The organism is Microbaculum marinum, from assembly GCF_037855135.1.
GTDB lineage: Bacteria > Pseudomonadota > Alphaproteobacteria > Rhizobiales > Tepidamorphaceae > Microbaculum > Microbaculum marinum.
In genome coordinates, this window is record NZ_JAZHOF010000001.1 from 530,234 (window position 1) to 550,000 (window position 19,767).

General features: G+C 66.6%; 17 protein-coding genes (1 of these 17 running past the window's edge). 13 read left to right on the forward strand and 4 right to left on the reverse strand.

The features are described 5' to 3' along the window. The first annotated feature begins 3 nt into the window (after positions 1-3). The gene (locus V3328_RS02465; protein ID WP_340328054.1) at positions 4-432 is read left to right on the forward strand and encodes a (deoxy)nucleoside triphosphate pyrophosphohydrolase; all 429 of its coding nucleotides are present in this window, start codon (positions 4-6) and stop codon (positions 430-432) included. A 6-nt stretch (positions 433-438) separates the two neighbouring features. Here V3328_RS02465 and V3328_RS02470 read toward each other — a convergent pair whose 3' ends face one another. Further along, positions 439-1,398 (reverse strand): methyltransferase domain-containing protein, encoded by a 960-nt coding sequence (locus tag V3328_RS02470; protein WP_340328055.1) that lies wholly within the window; start codon positions 1,396-1,398, stop codon positions 439-441. 103 nt (positions 1,399-1,501) lie between these two features. Between V3328_RS02470 and V3328_RS02475 the strand changes: the two genes are divergently transcribed. From V3328_RS02475 to V3328_RS02490, 4 genes are all read left to right on the forward strand, one after another. Continuing rightward, positions 1,502-2,293: a ComF family protein gene (locus V3328_RS02475; protein WP_340328056.1), complete on the forward strand. Its 792-nt coding sequence runs from the start codon at positions 1,502-1,504 to the stop codon at positions 2,291-2,293. Positions 2,294-2,386: 93 nt separating this feature from the next. Then, complete coding sequence (gene grxC, locus V3328_RS02480; protein WP_340328057.1) at positions 2,387-2,641, forward strand: glutaredoxin 3; 255 nt, start codon at positions 2,387-2,389, stop codon at positions 2,639-2,641. A 37-nt stretch (positions 2,642-2,678) separates the two neighbouring features. Further along, positions 2,679-3,536, forward strand: a complete 858-nt coding sequence (locus V3328_RS02485) for a carbon-nitrogen hydrolase family protein (protein ID WP_340328058.1) — start codon at positions 2,679-2,681, stop codon at positions 3,534-3,536. Next, complete coding sequence (locus tag V3328_RS02490; RefSeq protein WP_340328059.1) at positions 3,533-3,982, forward strand: DUF1178 family protein; 450 nt, start codon at positions 3,533-3,535, stop codon at positions 3,980-3,982. The genes V3328_RS02485 and V3328_RS02490 overlap by 4 nt, the downstream gene beginning before the upstream one ends. Before the next feature lie 185 nt (positions 3,983-4,167). Here the strand turns inward: V3328_RS02490 and ubiG are convergent, their stop codons facing one another. Beyond that, entirely contained in the window at positions 4,168-4,926 is a 759-nt protein-coding gene (gene ubiG / locus V3328_RS02495) for a bifunctional 2-polyprenyl-6-hydroxyphenol methylase/3-demethylubiquinol 3-O-methyltransferase UbiG (protein WP_340328060.1), read from the reverse strand. A 186-nt stretch (positions 4,927-5,112) separates the two neighbouring features. On the opposite strand from ubiG, the gene ppk2 reads away from it, so the two are divergent. The 6 genes from ppk2 to V3328_RS02525 all read left to right on the forward strand — a co-directional run bounded on the left by ppk2 (position 5,113) and on the right by V3328_RS02525 (position 13,083). Further along, a complete protein-coding gene (gene ppk2 / locus V3328_RS02500; protein WP_340328061.1) occupies positions 5,113-6,048 on the forward strand; it encodes a polyphosphate kinase 2 in 936 nt (311 codons plus the stop codon). A 182-nt stretch (positions 6,049-6,230) separates the two neighbouring features. Further along, positions 6,231-7,484: an aspartate kinase gene (locus V3328_RS02505; protein ID WP_340328062.1), complete on the forward strand. Its 1,254-nt coding sequence runs from the start codon at positions 6,231-6,233 to the stop codon at positions 7,482-7,484. 123 nt (positions 7,485-7,607) lie between these two features. After that, positions 7,608-9,866, forward strand: a complete 2,259-nt coding sequence (gene ptsP, locus V3328_RS02510) for a phosphoenolpyruvate--protein phosphotransferase (protein ID WP_340328063.1) — start codon at positions 7,608-7,610, stop codon at positions 9,864-9,866. A 7-nt stretch (positions 9,867-9,873) separates the two neighbouring features. After that, the gene (gene prfA / locus V3328_RS02515) at positions 9,874-10,965 is read left to right on the forward strand and encodes a peptide chain release factor 1 (RefSeq protein ID WP_340328064.1); all 1,092 of its coding nucleotides are present in this window, start codon (positions 9,874-9,876) and stop codon (positions 10,963-10,965) included. Beyond that, the gene (gene prmC, locus V3328_RS02520; RefSeq protein WP_340328065.1) at positions 10,962-11,858 is read left to right on the forward strand and encodes a peptide chain release factor N(5)-glutamine methyltransferase; all 897 of its coding nucleotides are present in this window, start codon (positions 10,962-10,964) and stop codon (positions 11,856-11,858) included. The genes prfA and prmC overlap by 4 nt, the downstream gene beginning before the upstream one ends. Before the next feature lie 436 nt (positions 11,859-12,294). Beyond that, complete coding sequence (locus tag V3328_RS02525) at positions 12,295-13,083, forward strand: DUF4167 domain-containing protein (RefSeq protein ID WP_340328066.1); 789 nt, start codon at positions 12,295-12,297, stop codon at positions 13,081-13,083. A gap of 61 nt (positions 13,084-13,144) precedes the next feature. Here the strand turns inward: V3328_RS02525 and V3328_RS02530 are convergent, their stop codons facing one another. Beyond that, entirely contained in the window at positions 13,145-13,930 is a 786-nt protein-coding gene (locus V3328_RS02530; RefSeq protein ID WP_340328067.1) for an MOSC domain-containing protein, read from the reverse strand. A gap of 171 nt (positions 13,931-14,101) precedes the next feature. Here V3328_RS02530 and clpB point away from each other — a divergent pair, with 171 nt between their 5' ends. Then, complete coding sequence (gene clpB, locus V3328_RS02535; protein WP_340328068.1) at positions 14,102-16,705, forward strand: ATP-dependent chaperone ClpB; 2,604 nt, start codon at positions 14,102-14,104, stop codon at positions 16,703-16,705. 449 nt (positions 16,706-17,154) lie between these two features. Beyond that, positions 17,155-18,354 carry a choice-of-anchor P family protein gene (locus V3328_RS02540; RefSeq protein WP_340328069.1) on the forward strand — a complete coding sequence of 400 codons (1,200 nt, stop codon included), beginning with the start codon at positions 17,155-17,157 and terminating at the stop codon, positions 18,352-18,354. A gap of 182 nt (positions 18,355-18,536) precedes the next feature. Here V3328_RS02540 and V3328_RS02545 read toward each other — a convergent pair whose 3' ends face one another. Then, a protein-coding gene (locus V3328_RS02545; protein WP_340328070.1) for a peptidoglycan DD-metalloendopeptidase family protein crosses the window boundary here: on the reverse strand, positions 18,537-19,767 show its 3' portion. It continues 731 nt past the right edge of the window; the window shows 1,231 of its 1,962 coding nt (coding positions 732-1,962); the start codon falls outside the window, past its right edge — the gene reads right to left on this strand; its stop codon occupies positions 18,537-18,539.

Below are 19,767 nucleotides of genomic sequence, written 5' to 3' on the forward strand. Positions count from 1 at the left end.
CGCTTGGCCGGTGCCGGGCCCTCGTCGCCGGGGCGGCCGCTCCTGCTGGTCGCCGCCGTGGCGCTGATCGACGTCGACGGCCGCGTGCTGCTCGCACGCCGCCCCGAGGGCAAGCCGATGGCCGGCCTGTGGGAGTTTCCCGGCGGCAAGGTGGAGACCGGCGAGCGGCCCGAAGACGCGCTGATCCGCGAACTCGCCGAGGAACTCGGGATCCAGGTGCACGATTCCTGTCTGGCGCCGCTGACCTTCGCGAGCCACGGCTACGAGGCCTTCCACCTGCTGATGCCGCTCTACGTCTGCCGCCGCTGGAACGGCGAGGTGCGGGCGCTGGAAGGCCAGGAACTCGCCTGGGTCAGGCCGCTGCGGCTCGGCGACTATCCGATGCCGCCGGCCGACATTCCGCTGATCCCGATGCTCCGGGACCTCCTGTAGCCATAGCTAGTCCTTGCGCGGGGCCCCGGAGCCGGAGGGGCTTTCCCCGGTAGAGTGTTCGCTGGTGCCGAGCGCATCGGCGAGGCGCATCCGGGCACTGCCCGGCCGCAGCGGCTTCTGCTGGCTGGGGTCTGGGGCCCAGCCCGACAGGTAGATCACCTCGAAGGTCGCCCGGACCCGACCGTCGGGATCGGCGTGGCGCTGCGCGTAGAGGTCCATCGCCCGGAACAGGACGTCGCGCCGCAGCGGACTGCGGCTGCGCTCGATCAGCGCGTTCGACCAGCCCATGAGCCTGAGGTCGTCGAGCAGCCTCAGCGGATTGCCGTAGCGCACCGTCAACGTATCGGAATCGACGACGGGCAGGGCGAACCCCGCCCGCTGCAGCAGGGCGCCGGCGTCGCGGATCTCCACGAAAGGCGCGACGCGGGGACTGATGCCGCCCGACACGGTGCTTTCGGCCTCGACCAGGACGCCGCGCAGCTCCTTCAGGCTGTCGCCGCCGAGCAGCGCACCGAGGAACAGGCCGTCTGGCCGCAGCGCGCGCCGGATCTGGACGAGGGCGCCGGGAAGGTCATTGACCCATTGCAGCGACAGGCCGGACAGCACCAGGTCCAGGCTCTCGTCGGCAAACGGCAGCGCCTCCTCGTCGGCCGCCACGCGGACGCCGGCAAGCCGATCGAGCAGCGGCAGGCAGCTTTCCGAACTGACCAGCGCGCCGACCTTGCCGCTTGCCGCGGCAGCCCTGGCGAGCCGGCCGTCATGGGATCCAAGGTCGAGGGCCAGCGGGAAGTGGCGGGACACCGCGGCCAGGCGGTCGGCAAGGCCGTTCGAAGCCTCCTCCAGCAGGAAATCCGCCTCGGGCAGACGCGAGGCCATCCGGGCCCGGCGCGAACGGATCAGGTCCCGGTCAAACAGCCTGTGCACGTCGCCGGGCCGATCGGGACGCGGGGGCGGGTTGCTCACCATGACCCGACATATGACCTCGCGCACCGCCGGGGTCAAAGCCCGGTGCAGCGATCGCTTGACCAATTCTCCGCGAGGCCCGACCCTTACGCAGGGGAAACAGGCGATGGCGGTGACGGCGCGCGAACCGGATTACCGAATTCCTCTGGCGAACAGCCGGAGCGTGCTCGACCGTACCCGGGACGGGGCGCGCCGACTGATCGACCTGGTGCTGCCGCAGCGCTGCGCGGCGTGCGGCACGCCGGGCACCGGTCACGGCCTGTGCGGTGCCTGCTGGTCAGGGGTCGACTTCATTGCCGCGCCGGTCTGCCAGCGTCTCGGTACGCCGTTTCCCTATGATCCCGGCGAGGCCGTAACCAGTCCGGCGGCAATCGCCGATCCGCCGGATTTCGGGCGGGCCCGTGCCGTGGCGCGCTACGACGGCCCGGCCCGGGCGCTGGTCCGGTCGCTGAAGTTCCAGGACCGAATGGAGCTTGCCGGCCTGATGGCGGGACTGATGGTGCGAAGCGGACAGGAGCTCCTGGAGACCTGCGACGTGGTGGTGCCGATCCCGTTGCACCGGCGGCGGCTCTTCGGCCGCCGGTTCAACCAGGCGGCGGCGCTGGCGGGACGCATCGCGGGTCTGGCGGGATGCGACTACCAGCCGATGGCGGTGCAGCGGGTCAAATCCACGCGTCACCAGGTCGGGCTGAGCGCGGCGGAGCGACGGCGCAACGTGGCGGGGGCTTTCAGGGTGGCCGTGGAGGCGCGGCCGCTGGTCGAAGGGCGTCGCGTGGTGCTGGTCGACGACGTGCTGACCACCGGGGCGACGGCCAATGCCTGCGCGCGGGCGTGCCTGCGCGCCGGAGCGGCCGGCGTCGACGTGCTGGTCTTCGCCAGGGTTGCTGCACCGGTATGAACCGCCATATATGACGCGAAAACGGTGTCTTCCGGGACAATCCGGTGCCGAAGCATCCCCGTTCAATGGCCGCGACCGGCCAGGAACCCGAATATGGCCAATGTAACGATCTACACGACGCGCTTCTGTCCCTACTGCATCGCCGCAAAGCGGCTGCTGAGCAGCAAAGGCGTCGAATACGACGAAATCGACGCCGGCGATCCACAGGTCAGGGCGGAGATGACGCAGAAGGCGGGGGGCCGCTATACTGTGCCGCAGATCTTCATCGGCGACACGCATGTCGGCGGCTCCGATGACCTTCACGCCCTGGAGCGACAGGGTAAGCTCGACACGCTGCTCGCCGCCTGACGAGCGAGCCGGCACGGCCGCCCCTGGAGACACCGAAATGACCGAGTCGCCACGTTTCACCGCCGCCTGCGTACAGCTTCAGGGAACGCGGTCGGTCGACCGCAACCTCGAAGCGGTCGTCGCGCTGGTGGCCGAGGCCGCCCGGCAGGGCGCCGACTACGTCCAGACTCCGGAACAGACCGGAATAATGGAGCTCGACCGGCGCAAACTGTTCGAATCGATTACCGACGAGGCCGGTGACCGGGTTCTGGCGAGGCTGCGCGCGCAGGCCAGGGAACTCGGCATCTGGCTGCATGTCGGCTCGCTGGCGATCCGCCTGTCCGACACCCAGGCCGCCAATCGCGCCTTCATGATCGCGCCTTCGGGAGAGATCGCCGCGCGCTACGACAAGATCCATATGTTCGACGTCGACCTGCCCAACGGCGAGACCTACCGGGAATCCCGCACCTATCGGCCGGGCACCACGGCGGTGGTCGCCGACCTGCCGTGGGCGCGCGTCGGCCTCACGGTATGCTACGACATCCGCTTCCCCTATCTCTACCGGGCGCTTGCGAAGGCGGGCGCAACGGTGCTGACGGCGCCGGCCGCCTTCACGAAGACGACGGGCGAAGCGCACTGGCACGTCTTCCAGCGCGCCCGGGCGATCGAGAACGGCGCCTTCGTCATCACCGCCGCACAGGGCGGCCTGCACGAGAACGGCCGCTCGACCTACGGCCACTCGATGATCGTCTCCCCGTGGGGCGAGATTCTCGCCGAGGCCGGCACCGAGCCGGAAGTGATCGTTGCCGAGATCGACATGGCGAGCGTCGGCGAGGCCCGCCAGCGCGTGCCCTCGCTCACCCACGACCGCAGCTTCCAGCCGCCGGTCGTCGAGGCGGAGCGACGCGCTTCATGATCCGCTATTCGCTAGTCTGCGCGGACGAGCACGAATTCGAAGGCTGGTTCCGCGACTCCTCGACGTTCGATTCGCAGAAGGCGTCCGGCGAGGTTCTGTGTCCCATATGCGGTTCCTCCGACATCGAGAAGGCCCTGATGGCGCCTTCGGTTGCAATCCGGGACGAGGCGCCGGCCGTGAGCCGGGACAAGGCGCAGGTGCCGATGGCGGCCTCGGCGCCGGCGAATGCGCAGATGATCGAGACGCTGCGCCGCCTCAAGCAGCATGTCGTCGAGAACTCGGAATATGTCGGCAACCGGTTCCCGGAGGAAGCGCGCAAGATCCACTACGAGGAAGCCGAACGGCGGTCGATCTACGGCGAGGCCAGCCTGGAGGATGCCCGGTCGCTTATCGAGGACGGCGTCGAGGTGCACCCGCTGCCGATCCTGCCGGAAGAGAAGAACTGACCGGCGGTCGCCGGTTTCCGGATATCGCGGCCGATACGTGCCGGAGGCGGATGGTTCGAGTCGCGCTCGGTCGAGCGCTCCTGATCATGAGGCTTGCCGTGGCGTGGGGCCCGCAGAAAGTTCCGGCCTCATCCTGAGGAGGTGCGACGCGCCCTCTCGAGGGCGGCCCGTGCCGCGGTCGCTCCTCAGTCGTCCGGCTTCTCCGCCAGCAGCATGTAGTTGACGTCCATGTCCCGCGACAGCCGCCATTCGTCGGCGAGCGGCGAGTAGACGACGCCGCTGCGATCGGCGATCGCCATGCCGCCGGCTGCGAGATGCTCCTCCAGTTCGCCCGGCGTGACGAACTTGTCCCACTGGTGGGTGCCGCGCGGCAGCCAGCCGAGCACGTATTCCGCTCCGACGATGGCTAGCGCATAGGCCTTCATCGTCCGGTTGATGGTGGCGACGAACATCAGCCCGCCGGGCCGCACCATCGCGGCGCATTCCGACAGGAACAGGCCGATGTCGGCGACGTGCTCCACCACCTCCATGTTGAGGACGACGTCGAAGGTCTCGCCGGCTTGGGCGAGCGCCTCGGCGGTGGTGCAGCGGTAGTCGACCGGGACGCCGGATCCGTCCGCATGAACGCGTGCTGTTCCGATGTTCTTCTCGGAAGGATCGACGCCGACGACCTCGGCGCCGAGCCGGGCCAGCGGTTCGCTGAGCAGCCCGCCGCCGCAGCCGATGTCGAGCATCCGCAGCCCCTCGAGGCTGCGCGAACTCGACGGGTCGCGGCCAAACCGGGCACAGACGTGGTCGCGGATGTAGTCGAGGCGGACCGGATTGAACTTGTGCAGGACGCCGAACTTGCCGGCGGGGTTCCACCACTCGGCGGCGAGCGCGGAGAAGCGGGCGACCTCGTCGGCATCGACGGTGCCGGCAGGCGATCTGGGTGACTGGCTCATGTGCTAGGCGTCCTGCAACCGGCATATCGTGTCAAGTGCGCGTCTGCGCCGGCATGCCTTATTCCGCCGGTTCTCGCCGCCCGGACATACCCCCGTCCGCGGATATATCATTGTCAAAGAGCCGTTATAGTTTGCCGATTCGCCGTTGAACCGGACCGCTGGCCGGAACCGGACTGGAAAGGTGCCATGGACGACAAGACGCGCAATCGAAAGCAGCAGACCTGGGTCGAGGCGGAATTCGAGGATTCGATGGACGAGGAACTCGAACTGGAACTCGACGACGAACGTCTGTACGGCGCCCACCTGGGAGAAGACCTGTCGAAGATCAAGGATCTGCGCCACAGCTCGGAGATCGACCGCCGCGTCTATTTCAGGGAGCTGATCCGTCTGCAGGCCGAACTGGTGAAGGCGCAGGACTGGGTCCAGCACACCGGCTACAAGATGGTGGTGATCTTCGAGGGCCGCGACGCCGCCGGCAAGGGCGGCGTCATCAAGCGCATCACCCAGCGGCTCAATCCGCGCGTCGCCAGGGTGGTCGCGCTTCCCGCGCCGAGCGATCGCGAGAAGTCGCAGTGGTATTTCCAGCGCTACGTGCCGCACCTGCCGGCGGCCGGCGAAATGGTGCTGTTCGACCGCTCCTGGTACAACCGCTCCGGCGTCGAACGGGTGATGGGCTTCGCCGACGAGGACCAGGTCCAGCAGTTCTTCCACGACGTGCCGGAATTCGAGCGCATGCTGGTGCGCTCCGGCATCAAGCTGATCAAGTACTGGTTCTCGATCACCGACCACGAGCAGCAATTGCGCTTCCTGATGCGCATCCATGACCCGATCAAGCAGTGGAAGCTCAGCCCGATGGACCTGCAGTCGCGGATCCGCTGGGAGGCCTACACCAAGGCGAAGGAGGAGACGTTCGAGCGCACCAACATCCCCGAGGCGCCGTGGTATATCGTCGAAGGCAACGACAAGAAGCGCGCCCGCCTCAACTGCATCCACCATCTGCTGCAGCAAATCCCCTACGGCGAGGTGCCGCACGAGCACGTCGAGCTGCCCGACCGGAAGTTCAATCCGGACTACGAGCGCAAGGTGCTGCCGGACAACCTGTACGTGCCCGAGGTGTACTGAGGGCAGGGCGATCGCCCCGGGCCTCATGTCCGCCCCATTGTTGGACCACCACTGCCGCCGATCCTGGTTCCGGCATGGTCGTGCCAGCCAGTTGCGCCTGTGGGAGCGAACCAGTATCTAGATCGCTCGCGGCGGACGATGTTCGCCGCGTTTTTGCGACCGGCACCGGCCCAGAGACCCTTATGGCCCGCATCGTGATGAAATTCGGCGGAACCTCCGTCGCCGACCTCGACCGAATCCGCAACGTGGCGCGCCACGTCAAGCGGGAGTTCGATGCCGGCAACGAGGTGGCCGTCGTGGTCTCGGCGATGGCGGGGTTCACCAACCAGCTGGTCGCGTGGACGCGCGAGGCTTCCGCCCTGCACGACGCGCGCGAGTACGACACCGTGGTGGCGGCCGGAGAGCAGATCACCAGCGGCCTGCTGGCGATCGTGCTGCAGGAAATGGAGGTTCCGGCCCGCTCATGGCTCGGCTGGCAGATTCCGATCCGCACGGATACCGCCCACGGCGCCGCCCGGATCAAGGAGATTCCCAGCGAGATCCTGATCGACCGCTTCGCCCAGGGCCAGGTGGCGGTGATCGCCGGCTTCCAGGGCATTGCGCCGGACAACCGGATCGCGACGCTCGGACGCGGTGGTTCTGACACCAGCGCGGTGGCGGTGGCGGCGGCGCTCAAAGCGGACCGCTGCGACATCTATACCGATGTCGACGGAGTCTACACCACCGACCCGCGCATCGTGCCGAAGGCGCGGCGGCTGGAGCGGGTCGCCTTCGAGGAAATGCTGGAAATGGCCTCGCTCGGCGCCAAGGTGCTGCAGGTGCGCTCCGTCGAACTCGCCATGGTGCATGGCGTGAGGACCTTCGTGCGCTCCAGTTTCGAATCTCCCGACGCCCCCCAGACCGGCCCGGGCGGCCTGCCGCCGGGCACACTCATTTGCGACGAGGACGAGATCGTGGAAAAACAGATCGTCACCGGTATCGCCTTCTCCAGGGACGAGGCGAAGATCACGCTGCGGCGGGTGGCAGACAAGCCGGGGGTCGCGGCCAGCGTGTTCGGGCGGCTCTCCGATGCACATGTCAATGTCGACGTGATCGTGCAGAACGTCTCGGCGGACGGCCGCTACACCGACATGACCTTCACCGTGCCGCGGACGGATTTCGAGCGGTCCATGGAGGTGATCGAGTCGGCGCGCGAGGAGATCTCCTACGAGGAGGTGACCGGCTCCGCGGACGTGGTAAAGGTGTCGGTAATCGGCATCGGCATGCGAAGTCACGCAGGCGTCGCGGCGCAAATGTTCAAGGCGCTGGCCGAAAAAGGCATCAATATCCAGGCGATCACTACGTCCGAGATCAAGATTTCCATCCTGATCGACGCCGCCTATACCGAGCTTGCAGTACGGACTTTGCATTCGCTATACGGGCTCGACAGGCAATAGCGCGGCAGGGTCTGATTGCCCGGTGATGCCGCCGGGGAACCGTGGTCCCGTGCTGGGAGCGGGCCGGAACAGAGGCGTCGCGCCGCAAGGATGCGGCAACGTACCTAAGGATACGGGATCGAGATGCGGGGTTCGATCGGCGGCCCGCGCGTTATGCTTCGCAGGCTCCGGGAGCTCATGGCGGAGCCGGTCAACGCGCAGGAACGACTCGACAAGATCGTGATGACCATCGCCTCCAACATGGTGGCGGAGGTGTGCTCGGTCTATGTCCTGCGCGGCGATGCGAAGCTGGAGCTGTTTGCCACCGAGGGCCTGAAGCCGGAATCCGTCCACAAGTCGAGCCTGAATCTCGGCGAAGGGCTGGTCGGCACCATCGCCTCCAAGGCCGAGCCGCTGAACCTCCCGAACGCCCAGGAGCACCCGGCCTTCGCCTACCTGCCGGAGACCGGAGAGGAGATCTACCAGTCCTTCCTCGGCGTGCCCGTCCTGCGCGGCGGCCAGACCCTCGGCGTCGTGGTCGTCCAGAACCGGACGCAGCGCAGCTACTCGGAGGAAGAGGTCGAGGCGCTGCAGACGACGGCCATGGTGCTGGCGGAGATGATCGCCGGCGACGAACTGGACGCCCTCGTCGGGCCGGGCGAGAATCTGGCCCTGCGGCGCCCGCAGCATCTGGCGGGCCGAACGCTGTCGGAGGGGCTCGGGCTCGGCCATGCGGTCCTGCACGAGCCGCGCCTCGTGGTCACCAATCTCATTGCCGAGGACGTGGACAGGGAACTGGCCCGGCTGGAGGCGGCGCTGGACGACCTGCGCACCTCGGTCGAGGACCTGCTGACTCGCACCGACATCCTGCGGGCCGGCGAGCACCGCGAGGTGCTCGAGGCCTATCGCATGTTCGCCTACGATCGCGGCTGGGCGGAGCGCATCCGCGAGGCCGTGAGGACCGGTCTGACGGCGGAAGCGGCTGTCGAACGCGTCCAGAACGACACGCGAGCGCGCATGCTGCGCCAGACCGATCCCTATCTGCGCGACAGGCTCCACGATCTCGACGACCTCGCCAACCGCCTGCTGCGCAAGCTGGTCGGCTGGGACGACCTGGAGGACGCCGAGCTACCCAAGGACGCGATCCTGGTGGCCCGCAACATGGGACCGGCGGAACTCCTCGACTACGACCGGGAGCGGCTGCGCGGACTGGTGCTGGAGGAAGGCGCTCCGACGAGTCACGTGACGATCGTCGCCCGTGCTCTGGGACTTGCCACCGTCGGCCAGGTCGAGGGAATCCTCGACCTCGTCAACACCGGCGATCCGATCATCGTCGACGGCATCTCCGGCGAGGTGCACGTGCGGCCGCCGGCAGACGTAGAGAATGCCTACGTCGAGAAGGTGCGGTTCCGGGCGCGGCGGCAGGAGCAATACCGCCAGCTCAAGGACACGCCGGCGGTCACGCTGGACGGCCAGGCGATCTCGATCCTGGTCAATGCCGGCCTGCTGGTCGACCTGCCGCATGTGGCGGAGGCCGGGGCGGCCGGAATTGGGCTGTTCCGCACGGAACTCCAGTTCATGGTGGCGGAGACGCTGCCGCGGATTCGCGAGCAGCAGCTGCTCTACCGGTCCGTCCTCGACGCAGCCGGCAGCCTGCCGGTCACCTTCCGTTCCCTCGACGTCGGGGGCGACAAGGTGCTGCCCTACCTGCGCAGCACCCAGGAGGAGAACCCGGCGCTCGGCTGGCGGGCGATCCGCATGGCGCTCGACCGACCGGCACTGTTGCGCACACAGATCCGCGGACTGCTGCATGCCGCCGCCGGGCGCGAGATGCGCCTGATGTTCCCGATGATCACGGAAGTGAACGAGTTCGACCGGGCCCGCGACCTGGTGGACCGCGAGCGGCGGCATCTGGAACGCCACGGCCATGCGGTGCCGGACAAGATCCTGCTCGGCGCCATGGTCGAAGTTCCGTCACTGCTGTGGCAGCTAGAGGAACTGGTGGCACGCGTCGACTTCCTGTCGGTCGGGTCGAACGACCTCATGCAGTTCCTGTTCGCGATCGACCGGACGAATTCGCAGCTGGCCGAGCGTTTCGATCCGCTGTCGCCCGGGCCGATGAGGGCGCTGCGGCGCATCGTCGAGGCCGCCGAAGAGGGAGGCGTGCCGGTAACGCTGTGTGGCGAACTGGCGGGCGATCCGCTCAGCGCCATGGCGCTGCTGGGCATCGGCTACCGGTCGATCTCGATGGCGCCGGCGGCTGTGGGGCCGGTCAAGGCGATGGTGCTGAGCCTGGATCTCGGCGCCCTGGAGAGCTGGCTCCGGCCGGAACTCCACAAGCCGCACACCGGGCTTCGCAAGGAACTTTCCGCCTACGCGCAGTCACACGGCGTGCAGATCTGAGCGGCAGATGATCAGCGCCGACAAACTCCAGTCGCTCGTGGACCGGCTCGAACGCATCGAGTACGAGATGTCCTCTTCGCCCGACGCCGACGCCTATGTGCGCCTGTCGCGCGAACATGCGGAGATCGCGCCGGTCGCGGCGAAGTGTCGCGACCTCCTGAAGCTGCGCGAGGAGCGCGCCGGCATCGAGGAGGTGCTGTCGGCACCCGACACCGATGCCGAGATGGCCGAACTCGCCGCCGCCGAAATCGAGGCGCTCGAGGAAAGGCAGGAGGACCTCGAACAGGAGGTCCGGATCCTGCTGCTGCCGCGCGACATGGCCGACGAGAAGGGCGCGATCCTGGAGATCCGCGCCGGCACCGGCGGCGAGGAGGCGGCCTTGTTCGCCGGTGACCTGTTCCGCATGTACCAGCGCTACGCGGAACTCGAAGGCTGGAAGATCAGCGTCCTGTCGGCAAACGAATCCGACCGCGGCGGCTATCGCGAGATCATCGCGGAAGTCTCGGGGCGGGGGGTGTTTGCCAAGCTGAAATACGAGTCCGGCGTGCATCGGGTGCAGCGGGTGCCGGAAACGGAGGCATCCGGCCGTATCCATACCTCGGCCGCGACCGTGGCCGTGCTGCCGGAAGCCGAGGATGTCGACGTCGACCTCGACGAAGGGGACCTGCGCATCGACGTCTACCGGTCGTCGGGCGCCGGCGGCCAGCACGTCAACACCACCGACAGCGCCGTACGGATCACGCACCTGCCGACCAATATCGTCGTCGCCGTCCAGGACGAGCGCTCGCAGCACAAGAACAAGGCCAAGGCGCTGAAGCTGCTCAGGGCGAAGATCTACGAACTCGAGCGAGAGCGTCTCGCCTCCGAGCGGGCTGCCGACCGCAAGGGTCAGGTCGGCAGCGGCGACCGGTCCGAGCGGATCCGCACCTACAACTTCCCGCAGGGTCGCGTGACGGATCACCGCATCAACCTGACGCTCTACAAGCTCGACAAGGTGATCGTCGGCGAGGCGCTGGGAGAAGTGATCGATGCGCTGGTCACCGAAGACCAGGCACGGCGGCTGGCCGAGTCGGAAGACGGCGCGAAGGCCTCGGCGTGATCGAAGTTTCGCCACGGGCCGCCGCCGCAACCGTCGGCGAGATGGTTCGCCAGGCCGGCCGCAGACTTGCCGAGGCAGGCGTCGCGACACCGGAACTGGACGCCCGCCTCCTTGTCGCCCATGCCGCCGGCCTCGACCGCGTGGCAATGATCGCCGAGGCGCGATCCAGTCTCGACGCAATGACGATTTCGCAAATCGACCACCTGGTCGCGCGGCGCCTGGCCGGGGAACCGGTGGGGCGCATTCTCGGACACCGCGAGTTCTGGGGGCTCGACTTCGCGCTCGGGCCCGACACGCTCGAGCCGAGACCGGACAGTGAGACGGTCGTCGAAGCCGCGCTAGCGGCCGTCGACGCCGGTCCGGGGCGGAATGCAGCGCTGAAGGTCGCGGATCTGGGAACGGGGACGGGATGTCTGCTGGTTGCCCTGCTGCGGGAACTGCCGATGGGGAGCGGCGTCGGCGTAGACATCAGTCCGGGCGCGGTGGAGGTCGCTCGTCGCAATGCGCAAGCCAACGGCGTCGCCGACCGTGCCCGCTTCGTGGTCGGATCCTGGTTGTCGGCCCTGACCGACGGGGACTCCGGATCCCCGTACGATGTAATCGTCGCCAACCCTCCCTATATAGAAAGCGAGGAGTGCGGCAGGCTCCAGCGCGACGTTGCGGATCACGATCCGATTCTTGCGCTCGACGGGGGCCCCGACGGCCTCGTTGCCTACCGGGAGATCCTCAAGGATGCCAGAGACATGCTGACACCCGGAGGCGTGCTGGTTCTGGAGCTCGGAATGGGCCAAACGGCCGCAGTCTCGCGGTTGTCGGAAAGATCCGGAATGGCGGTCGCAGCGGTTCGGTGCGACCTCGGCGGCATCGAGCGGGCGCTGACCGTTCGTCGATAATTCGACGTCGCCGTGGCGCTTGCGGCAGTGACGAAAAAGCGCTTGGAAAGCCGGGGCGAACACGCTAGTTTCCAAACGCGGTTCAGGAACGGCAATGATTTGGCCGTTCGGCCTTCCGGATGTGCTCCTGGGGCAGAAGCACATTTCCGACGAGCTGGGGCAGCGGACCGCACCTGGGAAAAACGGAGGCTCCCGCACTTCACCGGACAGTCCGTCATCGGCATGCCGCAGGCACGCCACGGACACAGGGAAGTTCATGCCCACAGCGTTCGGTATTCGGCTGGAGCCGCTCTGAAAAACGGACCGATACGCGTCAGGACGCGCAAACGACCTGATTGACCGGTGCAAGGCGGCGAACGGGACCCGTTCGCGAGACCGGCCGACGATTCAATCTTACGCCCTATGATTTGTGTGAAATGGAGACGGTTTTCTTTCCATGAGACCTGGACAATCCAACAAGAGAGTGCGCGGCCGCAGCCGCAGGGGTCCGAGCCCGCTGTCGCGGAGTTATGAGAGCAACGGTCCGGATGTGAAGATCCGCGGCACGGCCTCCCATGTCGCCGAAAAGTACATGCAGCTCGCCCGCGATGCGCAATCGGCAGGCGATCATGTCGCTGCCGAAAACTACTTCCAGCACGCCGAGCATTATTTCCGGATTATCGCGGCTGCGCAGGCGCAGTCGCAGCAGCAGAATCCGAACGAACAGCAGCAGCGCCACCGCTACAACGGCGCCGATGACTCGGATATGGACGACGAACCGTCCGGCGGCCAGCAGCGCTCCGAGCAGCACCGCGGCGATGGCCCGCAGCCGTCCTACCGGCCTCAGTCGAACGGCGAACCCCAGCCGACCATCGATCGGCCGCAGCCTTCAGCCAACGCGGCGACGGCCAATACGTCGCAGGCCGATACGTCTCCGGACGAGGGCGAATCATCGGGAAGAAGCCGACGGCCGGAGTCAAAGGCATCCGACACGACCACAGCCGATGCGAAGCCGGAAGCAGCCGAGGGCGCTGACGGCGCCGCGCAGCCGAACGGATCTGCACCGCCGAAGCGCCGTCGTCGCCGCGCGAGCCCCGCATCGGATGCAGCGGCCGGTGACAAGCCGGCAGCAAAATCTGCGAACGGTGCGGGTGGCCACGACGGACCGGCCGAAGCGCCGGCCGAAGCGGCTTCGGCAAGCGCCGGCGGAGGCGAAGACAAATTGGTCGCCGCGGGAGACGGGTGACCGTTCGGGAAGGCGGCCGATCGGCGCCTTCCGACCGACCTGAACCGGCAATGGCCGCCGATCAGTCGGGCCTCACGACAACCGGCGCACCGGTCTCTATCGGTCCGCCTTCGACGACCTCTGCGTAGATGCCGAAATCCGAATGCGCGAACGCTCCGGACAGCAGCCGGGGGATCTGCATGTCGCGGTTTCCGGTTTCCGGGTCCACATTGGTCGCGGCGCAGCGCACGATCGGCTCCAGCACCTTCACGACGGCGGCGTTCCCGAGTTCGATCTCTCGACCGACGAAGTCGAACTCCTGCCAGGGCTGCCAACCCTCGACATAGAGGTTCGCCCTGAAGCGCAACGGATGGATCGCCTGTGCGGCGACGCGTTCGAGGTCGCGCAGGCTTGCCATGCTGGCGATGGAGACGACGCGCTTGCCGACATCCGAGAAGGTGTGGCCCGGCGCCGCCAGGATCTTCGGCGCACCGCGCAGATCCTCGGCGGAATAGGCGGCGAAGAACTGCTCGATCAGCTGGCGGCCGAGCGGCTCGTCCAGCTTCCCGCCCGCAACGCGCTTGCCGTGCCGGAAGATTTCGAACTCGCTGGTTTCTTCGTCGAACCGCGTTTCGAGCGCCGCCAACCGCTCGTTCTTCATGAGCATCAGAAACTTTATCTTCGGCAAGGGAGAGGGCTGATCGCGGTCGAACCCGCTGGGGCCGTTCTCGATTGCCCAGGCGCGGTCGAAGGGCAATGCCTCGCCCGGTGAGAGCGAGACGGATTCCAGTCGTTCCGCCGACAGCCCCTTAACTGGATAGCGGTAGATGGCGTCGATCGTCGCGTTCGGCACGGAACGGCCTCTCAATGCTGATTCCGGTTTGTATCTTGCGCCGCACCATGACCCCTTTTGTTGCCATTGCGCAACACCATATTAGAACGGCAGGCGGCTTCGGCGCCTGCATCAGGTTGCATTCCAGACAGGGCGTTGACCCGACGCTGTTTCGGTCGGCTCGACGCGCCGGAAAATGAGGGAAGCATGAACTTCGACAACTATACCGAACGTTCGCGTGGCTTCGTCCAGTCGGCTCAGGCGCTGGCTTTGCGGGAAGGCCACCAGCAGTTCACCCCCGACCATCTCCTGAAGGTCCTGCTCGACGATCCGGAAGGATTGGCGGCCGGGCTGATCCAGAAGGCCGGAGGACATGCGCAGGACGCCCTGCAGGCCGTGGAACTGGCGCTTGCCAAGATGCCCAAGGTGGAGGGCGGCGGTGCGGGCCAGCTCTATCTGTCGCCGCAGGTCGCGCGCGTCTTCAAGACCGCCGAGGAGGCGGCCAAGAAGGCCGGCGACAACTTCGTCACAGTCGAGCGGCTGCTGCTTGCCCTGGCGGTCGAGAAGAGCTCGGACACCTCCCGCATCCTGAGCGACGCGGGCGTCACGGCCAACAGCCTCAACGAGGCGATCAACGAGCTGCGCAAGGGCAGGACGGCGGATTCGGCGTCGGCCGAGAACGCCTACGATGCGTTGAAGCGCTATGCCCGCGACCTGACGGAGGCCGCGCGCGAGGGTAAGCTCGATCCTGTGATCGGTCGTGACGACGAGATCCGCCGCACGATCCAGGTGCTGTCGCGGCGCACCAAGAACAACCCCGTGCTGATCGGCGAACCGGGCGTCGGCAAGACGGCGATCGCCGAAGGCCTGGCGCTGCGAATCATCAACGGCGACGTGCCCGAGAGCCTGCGCGACAAGGCGCTGCTGGCGCTCGACATGGGCGCGCTGATCGCCGGCGCGAAATATCGCGGCGAGTTCGAGGAGCGGCTGAAGGCCGTGCTGCAGGAGATCTCGGCCGCGGAGGGCGGAATCATCCTGTTCATCGACGAGATGCACACGCTGGTCGGCGCCGGCAAGGCCGACGGGGCAATGGATGCCTCCAACCTGCTGAAGCCCGCACTGGCCCGCGGCGAACTGCACTGCATCGGCGCAACCACCCTCGACGAATACCGCAAGCACGTCGAAAAGGATGCCGCGCTCGCCCGGCGCTTCCAGCCGGTGTTCGTGTCGGAGCCGACGGTGGAGGACACCGTCTCGATCCTGCGCGGACTGAAGGAGCGTTACGAGCAGCATCACCGCGTGCGCATAGGCGATGCGGCGCTGGTGGCGGCGGCGACGCTGTCGAACCGCTACATCACGGACAGGTTCCTGCCCGACAAGGCGATCGACCTGGTCGACGAGGCGGCATCGCGCCTGCGCATGCAGGTCGATTCGAAACCCGAGGAGCTCGATGAACTCGACCGGCGGATCATCCAGCTCAAGATCGAGCGCGAGGCCCTGAAGAAGGAGACCGACAAGGCCTCCAAGGAGCGGCTCGAGAAGCTCGAGAAGGACCTCGCCGATCTCGAGGAGACGGCGTCGGCACTGGATGCCCGGTGGCGGGCCGAGAAGGACAAGCTCGGGTCGGCCGCGGACATGAAGAAGAAGCTCGACGACGCCCGCACCGAACTGGCGCAGGCGCAGCGCACCGGCGAATACCAGCGTGCCGGTGAACTGGCCTATGGGGTGATCCCCGACCTCGAGAAGGCGCTTGCCGAGATCGAGGGCACCGAGGAGGGCGGCGATATCATGCTCGAGGAAACGGTGATGCCCGACCATGTGGCACAGATCGTGTCGCGCTGGACCGGCATTCCGGTCGACAAGATGCTGGAAGGCGAGCGCGACAAGCTGCTCCGCATGGAAGAGTCGCTTGCCAAACGTGTCGTCGGCCAGGAGGAGGCGGTGGAGGCAGTCTCGACCGCGGTGCGGCGGGCCCGTGCCGGGCTGCAGGATCCGAACCGGCCCATCGGCTCGTTCATGTTCCTCGGCCCAACCGGTGTCGGCAAGACGGAACTTACCAAGGCGCTCGCCGAGTTCCTGTTCGACGACGAGACGGCGATGGTGCGCATGGACATGTCGGAATACATGGAGAAGCACTCCGTGGCCCGGCTGATAGGCGCACCCCCGGGATATGTCGGCTACGAGGAGGGCGGTGCCCTGACCGAGGCGGTCCGGCGCAGGCCCTACCAGGTGATCCTCTTCGACGAGATCGAGAAGGCTCACCCGGACGTCTTCAACGTGCTCCTGCAGGTGCTGGACGACGGCCGTCTCACCGATGGGCAGGGACGCACGGTGGACTTCCGCAATACGCTGATCGTGATGACGTCGAATCTCGGCTCCGAATACCTGGTCAACCAGCCGGAGGGCGAGGACAGCGACGCCGTCCGCGGGCAGGTGATGGAGGTCGTGCGAGCCAGCTTCAGGCCAGAGTTCCTCAACCGGCTCGACGAAATCGTCCTGTTCCACCGTCTCAAGCGCGAACAGATGGGCGCAATCGTCGACATCCAGCTGGTGCGGCTGCGCAAGCTTCTCGCCGACCGCAAGATCGAGCTGGAGCTTGAAGCCAGCGCGCGCAACTGGCTCGCCGACAAGGGCTACGATCCCGCCTACGGTGCCCGCCCGCTGAAGCGGGTGATCCAGAAGGCGGTCCAGGATCCGCTGGCGGAGAAGATCCTGTCCGGCGAAATCGTCGACGGAGAGCGCGTCGCGGTCCGCGAGTCGAATGGCGAACTGGTCTTCGAGCCTCTCACCGTGGGCAACAAGGCGGCCTGAGCCGAAACACGACGCGCAGCACAAGCATCGACGCCGGCGGCAGGAGCGATCCTGCCGCCGGCGTCTGCGTTTCCGGCCCGCCCACGTCCTGCGCGCTATTGACGACGCTCAGAGCCTCGCCGGTGGCAACGAATCTGCAGATTTGCTGCTGCACGCGTGCCGCCGGCGCCTGCCAGAATTCGCTTCTTCCCACAGCACTTAGAGCCTGGCCGGGAGGGCCTCCCGCGCAAATCGTGGACCAATTGTGCCGATTTCCGGGAACAATTGTGAACATCTTCGCGTTGCCATGTATCTGAGTTTCAGCCGGGGGTTTCAATCCGCCGAAGGAGGAAGTCTTGCCCAAGAGATGTACGCGACCAACCAGAGCTTTCGGACCGGCACTCGCGGCCGGTCCGTTGTTTTTCACCCTCGCCACCCTGACCACTCTTGCCACTGCGGAGGCAAAGGAATTGAGGGGTCATTTCCTTGGCGGCGCCAACGCCGTCGAGACGAACGCGAAGGTCGGCGAGTTCAGGGCAAGCCTCAACAGGGCCGCCTACAAGAGCTGCGGGTGCGACGGCACCAACGGCAAGATCCAGAAGAATACGGTAGATTCCCTGAGGGCCGGAGAAGATGGTGACGTCGCCTCCCTCGGCAAGATGCGGGCGATCGTTCTCACCGATCGTTCCGCCAAGTCGGCCGTCGCCAAGAATATGGCCGTCATCGACTCCATCGACCTCCTGGACGGCCTGATTACGGCCGACGGCCTGCGCGCCAGGGCGAAGTTCAAGGCGACCAATCGCCGGATGTCGTTCAACATCAACAGGTCGAAGTTCGTGAACCTGGAGATCGCGGGGACACCCGTCGATTCGAATGTCGGAAAGAACACGAAAATGAACCTGCCGGGCATCGGCACGGTCTTCCTGAAACTCCTGAAGAAGAACGGCAACTTCAACCGGCGTGGCGAAGTGCGGCTCGAAATGATCCGCATCCATGTCCAGGAAGAGAACTCGTTCGGCCTTCCGATCGGATCGGTTCTCGTCGTCGGGAGGGCCAAAGCAGGCTATTCGCGCAAGAACATCGACGACATCATCGGTGGTGCCGCATATCTTGCCACCTTGAACGCCAAATCCGGTGACGATGCCCAGAATGCAGTCGGGCGGCCCGGCCTCCTTCACGTCGGCTGTGAGGGAACGAGGGGCAAGACGAAGAGCGAGAGGGTCGCCAGCCTCGACGGCACCGGCATCCTCCAGGGTGGAGCCGGACGGTCGACCGCCGTGGGCAAGCAGACCAGGACAGGGGCAATGGTCAAGATGACCGCGGAGACCGAGGCGGTGAGCCTGCTGGACGGGCTGGTGACCCTGGAAAGCATCCGCGCGGTTTCCCGCGATCGCATCAAGAACGGCAAGCGTATCAGCTCCGCGCGCGGAACCAAGGTGGTGGGCCTGACCGTCGCCGGTGAGTCCCTTGGAACGATCCGGGCCAAGAACGTCAAGATCCCGGTGCCGACCGTCGGGACCTTGTTCATCAACGAAGTGGGCAAGCCGCCTGCGGGAACGAGACGGCTGCACCAGGTCAACGGCCTGCGCCTGAAGGCCAATTCCTCCAGCACGGTGCTGCCGGCCGGAACGCAGCTGATCGTATCCCACGCGCAGACAAGGGCATATTAGAACCTGATCGGCATGCCGAAAACGAGCGGACCCGGCGCCTCCAGGCGACCGGGTCCGTTGCCGTCTGCCCTCCGGATGCGCTGCGACATCTCAACGGAAGCAAAGCAGATGCCGGCTTATGCCGGCAAAGCGGAAGGGAATTCGTTCCGGAGACCTGGCGCCGTGAGGACCGCCCGAGCGCCCTAGTTTGCTGCCGACGCGACCCTGCTCGATGCCGGGGCGCGGTTCATGAGGGCATCGATCCGCGCCTTTTCCTTTTCGAACGCAGCCAGGAGCCGGCCGTCGAGAATACGGCCACGCGGCAGCCGGATGCGCATCGGGTCGACCGTGCGGCCGTTCACCAGCACCTCGTAATGCAGATGCGGTCCGGTCGACAGGCCTGTCGAGCCGACATAGCCGACAATCTGGCCCTGCCTTACCTGGACGCCCGCCGCGATGCCGCGGGCAAAGCCCGACATGTGATTGTAGCTCGTCTCGTAGCCGTTGGCATGGCGGATGAGGACGTGGCGTCCGTATCCGGACTTCCATTCCGCCTTTTCGATGACACCGTTGCCCGAAGCCATGATCGGGGTGCCGGTGCGCGCGGCCCAGTCGACGCCGGAATGCATGCGCGAGTAGCCGAGGATCGGATGGCGGCGCATCCCGTAGCCGGACCGGAAGATGCCGCCCGTGACGGGCTTGCGCATCAGGAACTTCTTCGCGCTCTTGCCCGTCTCGTCATAGAAGTCGACGACCCCGTCGTCGGGTGTGCGGAACCGGTAGAACTGCTTCTGCTCGCCGTGCAGCGCGACCGAGGCATAGAGCAGCTCGGGGGCGTTCGATCCTTCCTCCTCTCCGGTCTCGGCATAGAAGACTTCGAGAAGGTCGCCGGGGGAAACCGTGCGCTGGAAATCGACATCGAAGGAAAAGACGCGAATCAACTCGTCGACCAGCGAGGAGGGCACATCCAGCCTGTAACCGGCGTCGTAGATGCCTTCGTAGACGTTGGCGCGCGGCGTGTTGCGACTGGCCACCGGCGAGGACGTGGGGCGAAGCGAGGCAGTCTGGACGCCGGCGGAGGCCGAGCCCAGAAGCGGCTGCGCAAGGGCGAGGGCTACCGTCTGCGCCGGATCGCTGCCCTTGGCGGGCAGCGTCACGCCGACCGGCCGGTGTCGCTCGGGGTCGTCGGCGGCCGGAGCGATCGACAGACGAACCTCGTCGTCGACGTTGAGGACGGGCACCTCGCCATTCTGCTTCACGAGTTCGATCAGCTCTGCCGTTTCCTTGGTGGTCGCGCCGTGGTCGATCAGGATCGACTGCAGCGTATCGCCCTTCAGGACCTCGACGGTGATCTCCTCGCCGACCACCTGCTCGTTCTCCGAATAGCGTTTGAAAACGGTGGTGACGTTGGTCGGGGTGGACACGGCAAAGCGC

Coding starts and splice junctions, on each gene's coding strand:
- V3328_RS02470 (WP_340328055.1), bottom strand. CDS start 1,398: ATGGTGAGCAACCCGCCCCCGCGTCCCGATCGGCCCGGCGACGTGCAC.
- V3328_RS02475 (WP_340328056.1), top strand. CDS start 1,502: ATGGCGGTGACGGCGCGCGAACCGGATTACCGAATTCCTCTGGCGAAC.
- grxC (WP_340328057.1), top strand. CDS start 2,387: ATGGCCAATGTAACGATCTACACGACGCGCTTCTGTCCCTACTGCATC.
- V3328_RS02485 (WP_340328058.1), top strand. CDS start 2,679: ATGACCGAGTCGCCACGTTTCACCGCCGCCTGCGTACAGCTTCAGGGA.
- V3328_RS02490 (WP_340328059.1), top strand. CDS start 3,533: ATGATCCGCTATTCGCTAGTCTGCGCGGACGAGCACGAATTCGAAGGC.
- ubiG (WP_340328060.1), bottom strand. CDS start 4,926: ATGAGCCAGTCACCCAGATCGCCTGCCGGCACCGTCGATGCCGACGAG.
- ppk2 (WP_340328061.1), top strand. CDS start 5,113: ATGGACGACAAGACGCGCAATCGAAAGCAGCAGACCTGGGTCGAGGCG.
- V3328_RS02505 (WP_340328062.1), top strand. CDS start 6,231: ATGGCCCGCATCGTGATGAAATTCGGCGGAACCTCCGTCGCCGACCTC.
- ptsP (WP_340328063.1), top strand. CDS start 7,608: ATGCGGGGTTCGATCGGCGGCCCGCGCGTTATGCTTCGCAGGCTCCGG.
- prfA (WP_340328064.1), top strand. CDS start 9,874: ATGATCAGCGCCGACAAACTCCAGTCGCTCGTGGACCGGCTCGAACGC.
- V3328_RS02525 (WP_340328066.1), top strand. CDS start 12,295: ATGAGACCTGGACAATCCAACAAGAGAGTGCGCGGCCGCAGCCGCAGG.
- clpB (WP_340328068.1), top strand. CDS start 14,102: ATGAACTTCGACAACTATACCGAACGTTCGCGTGGCTTCGTCCAGTCG.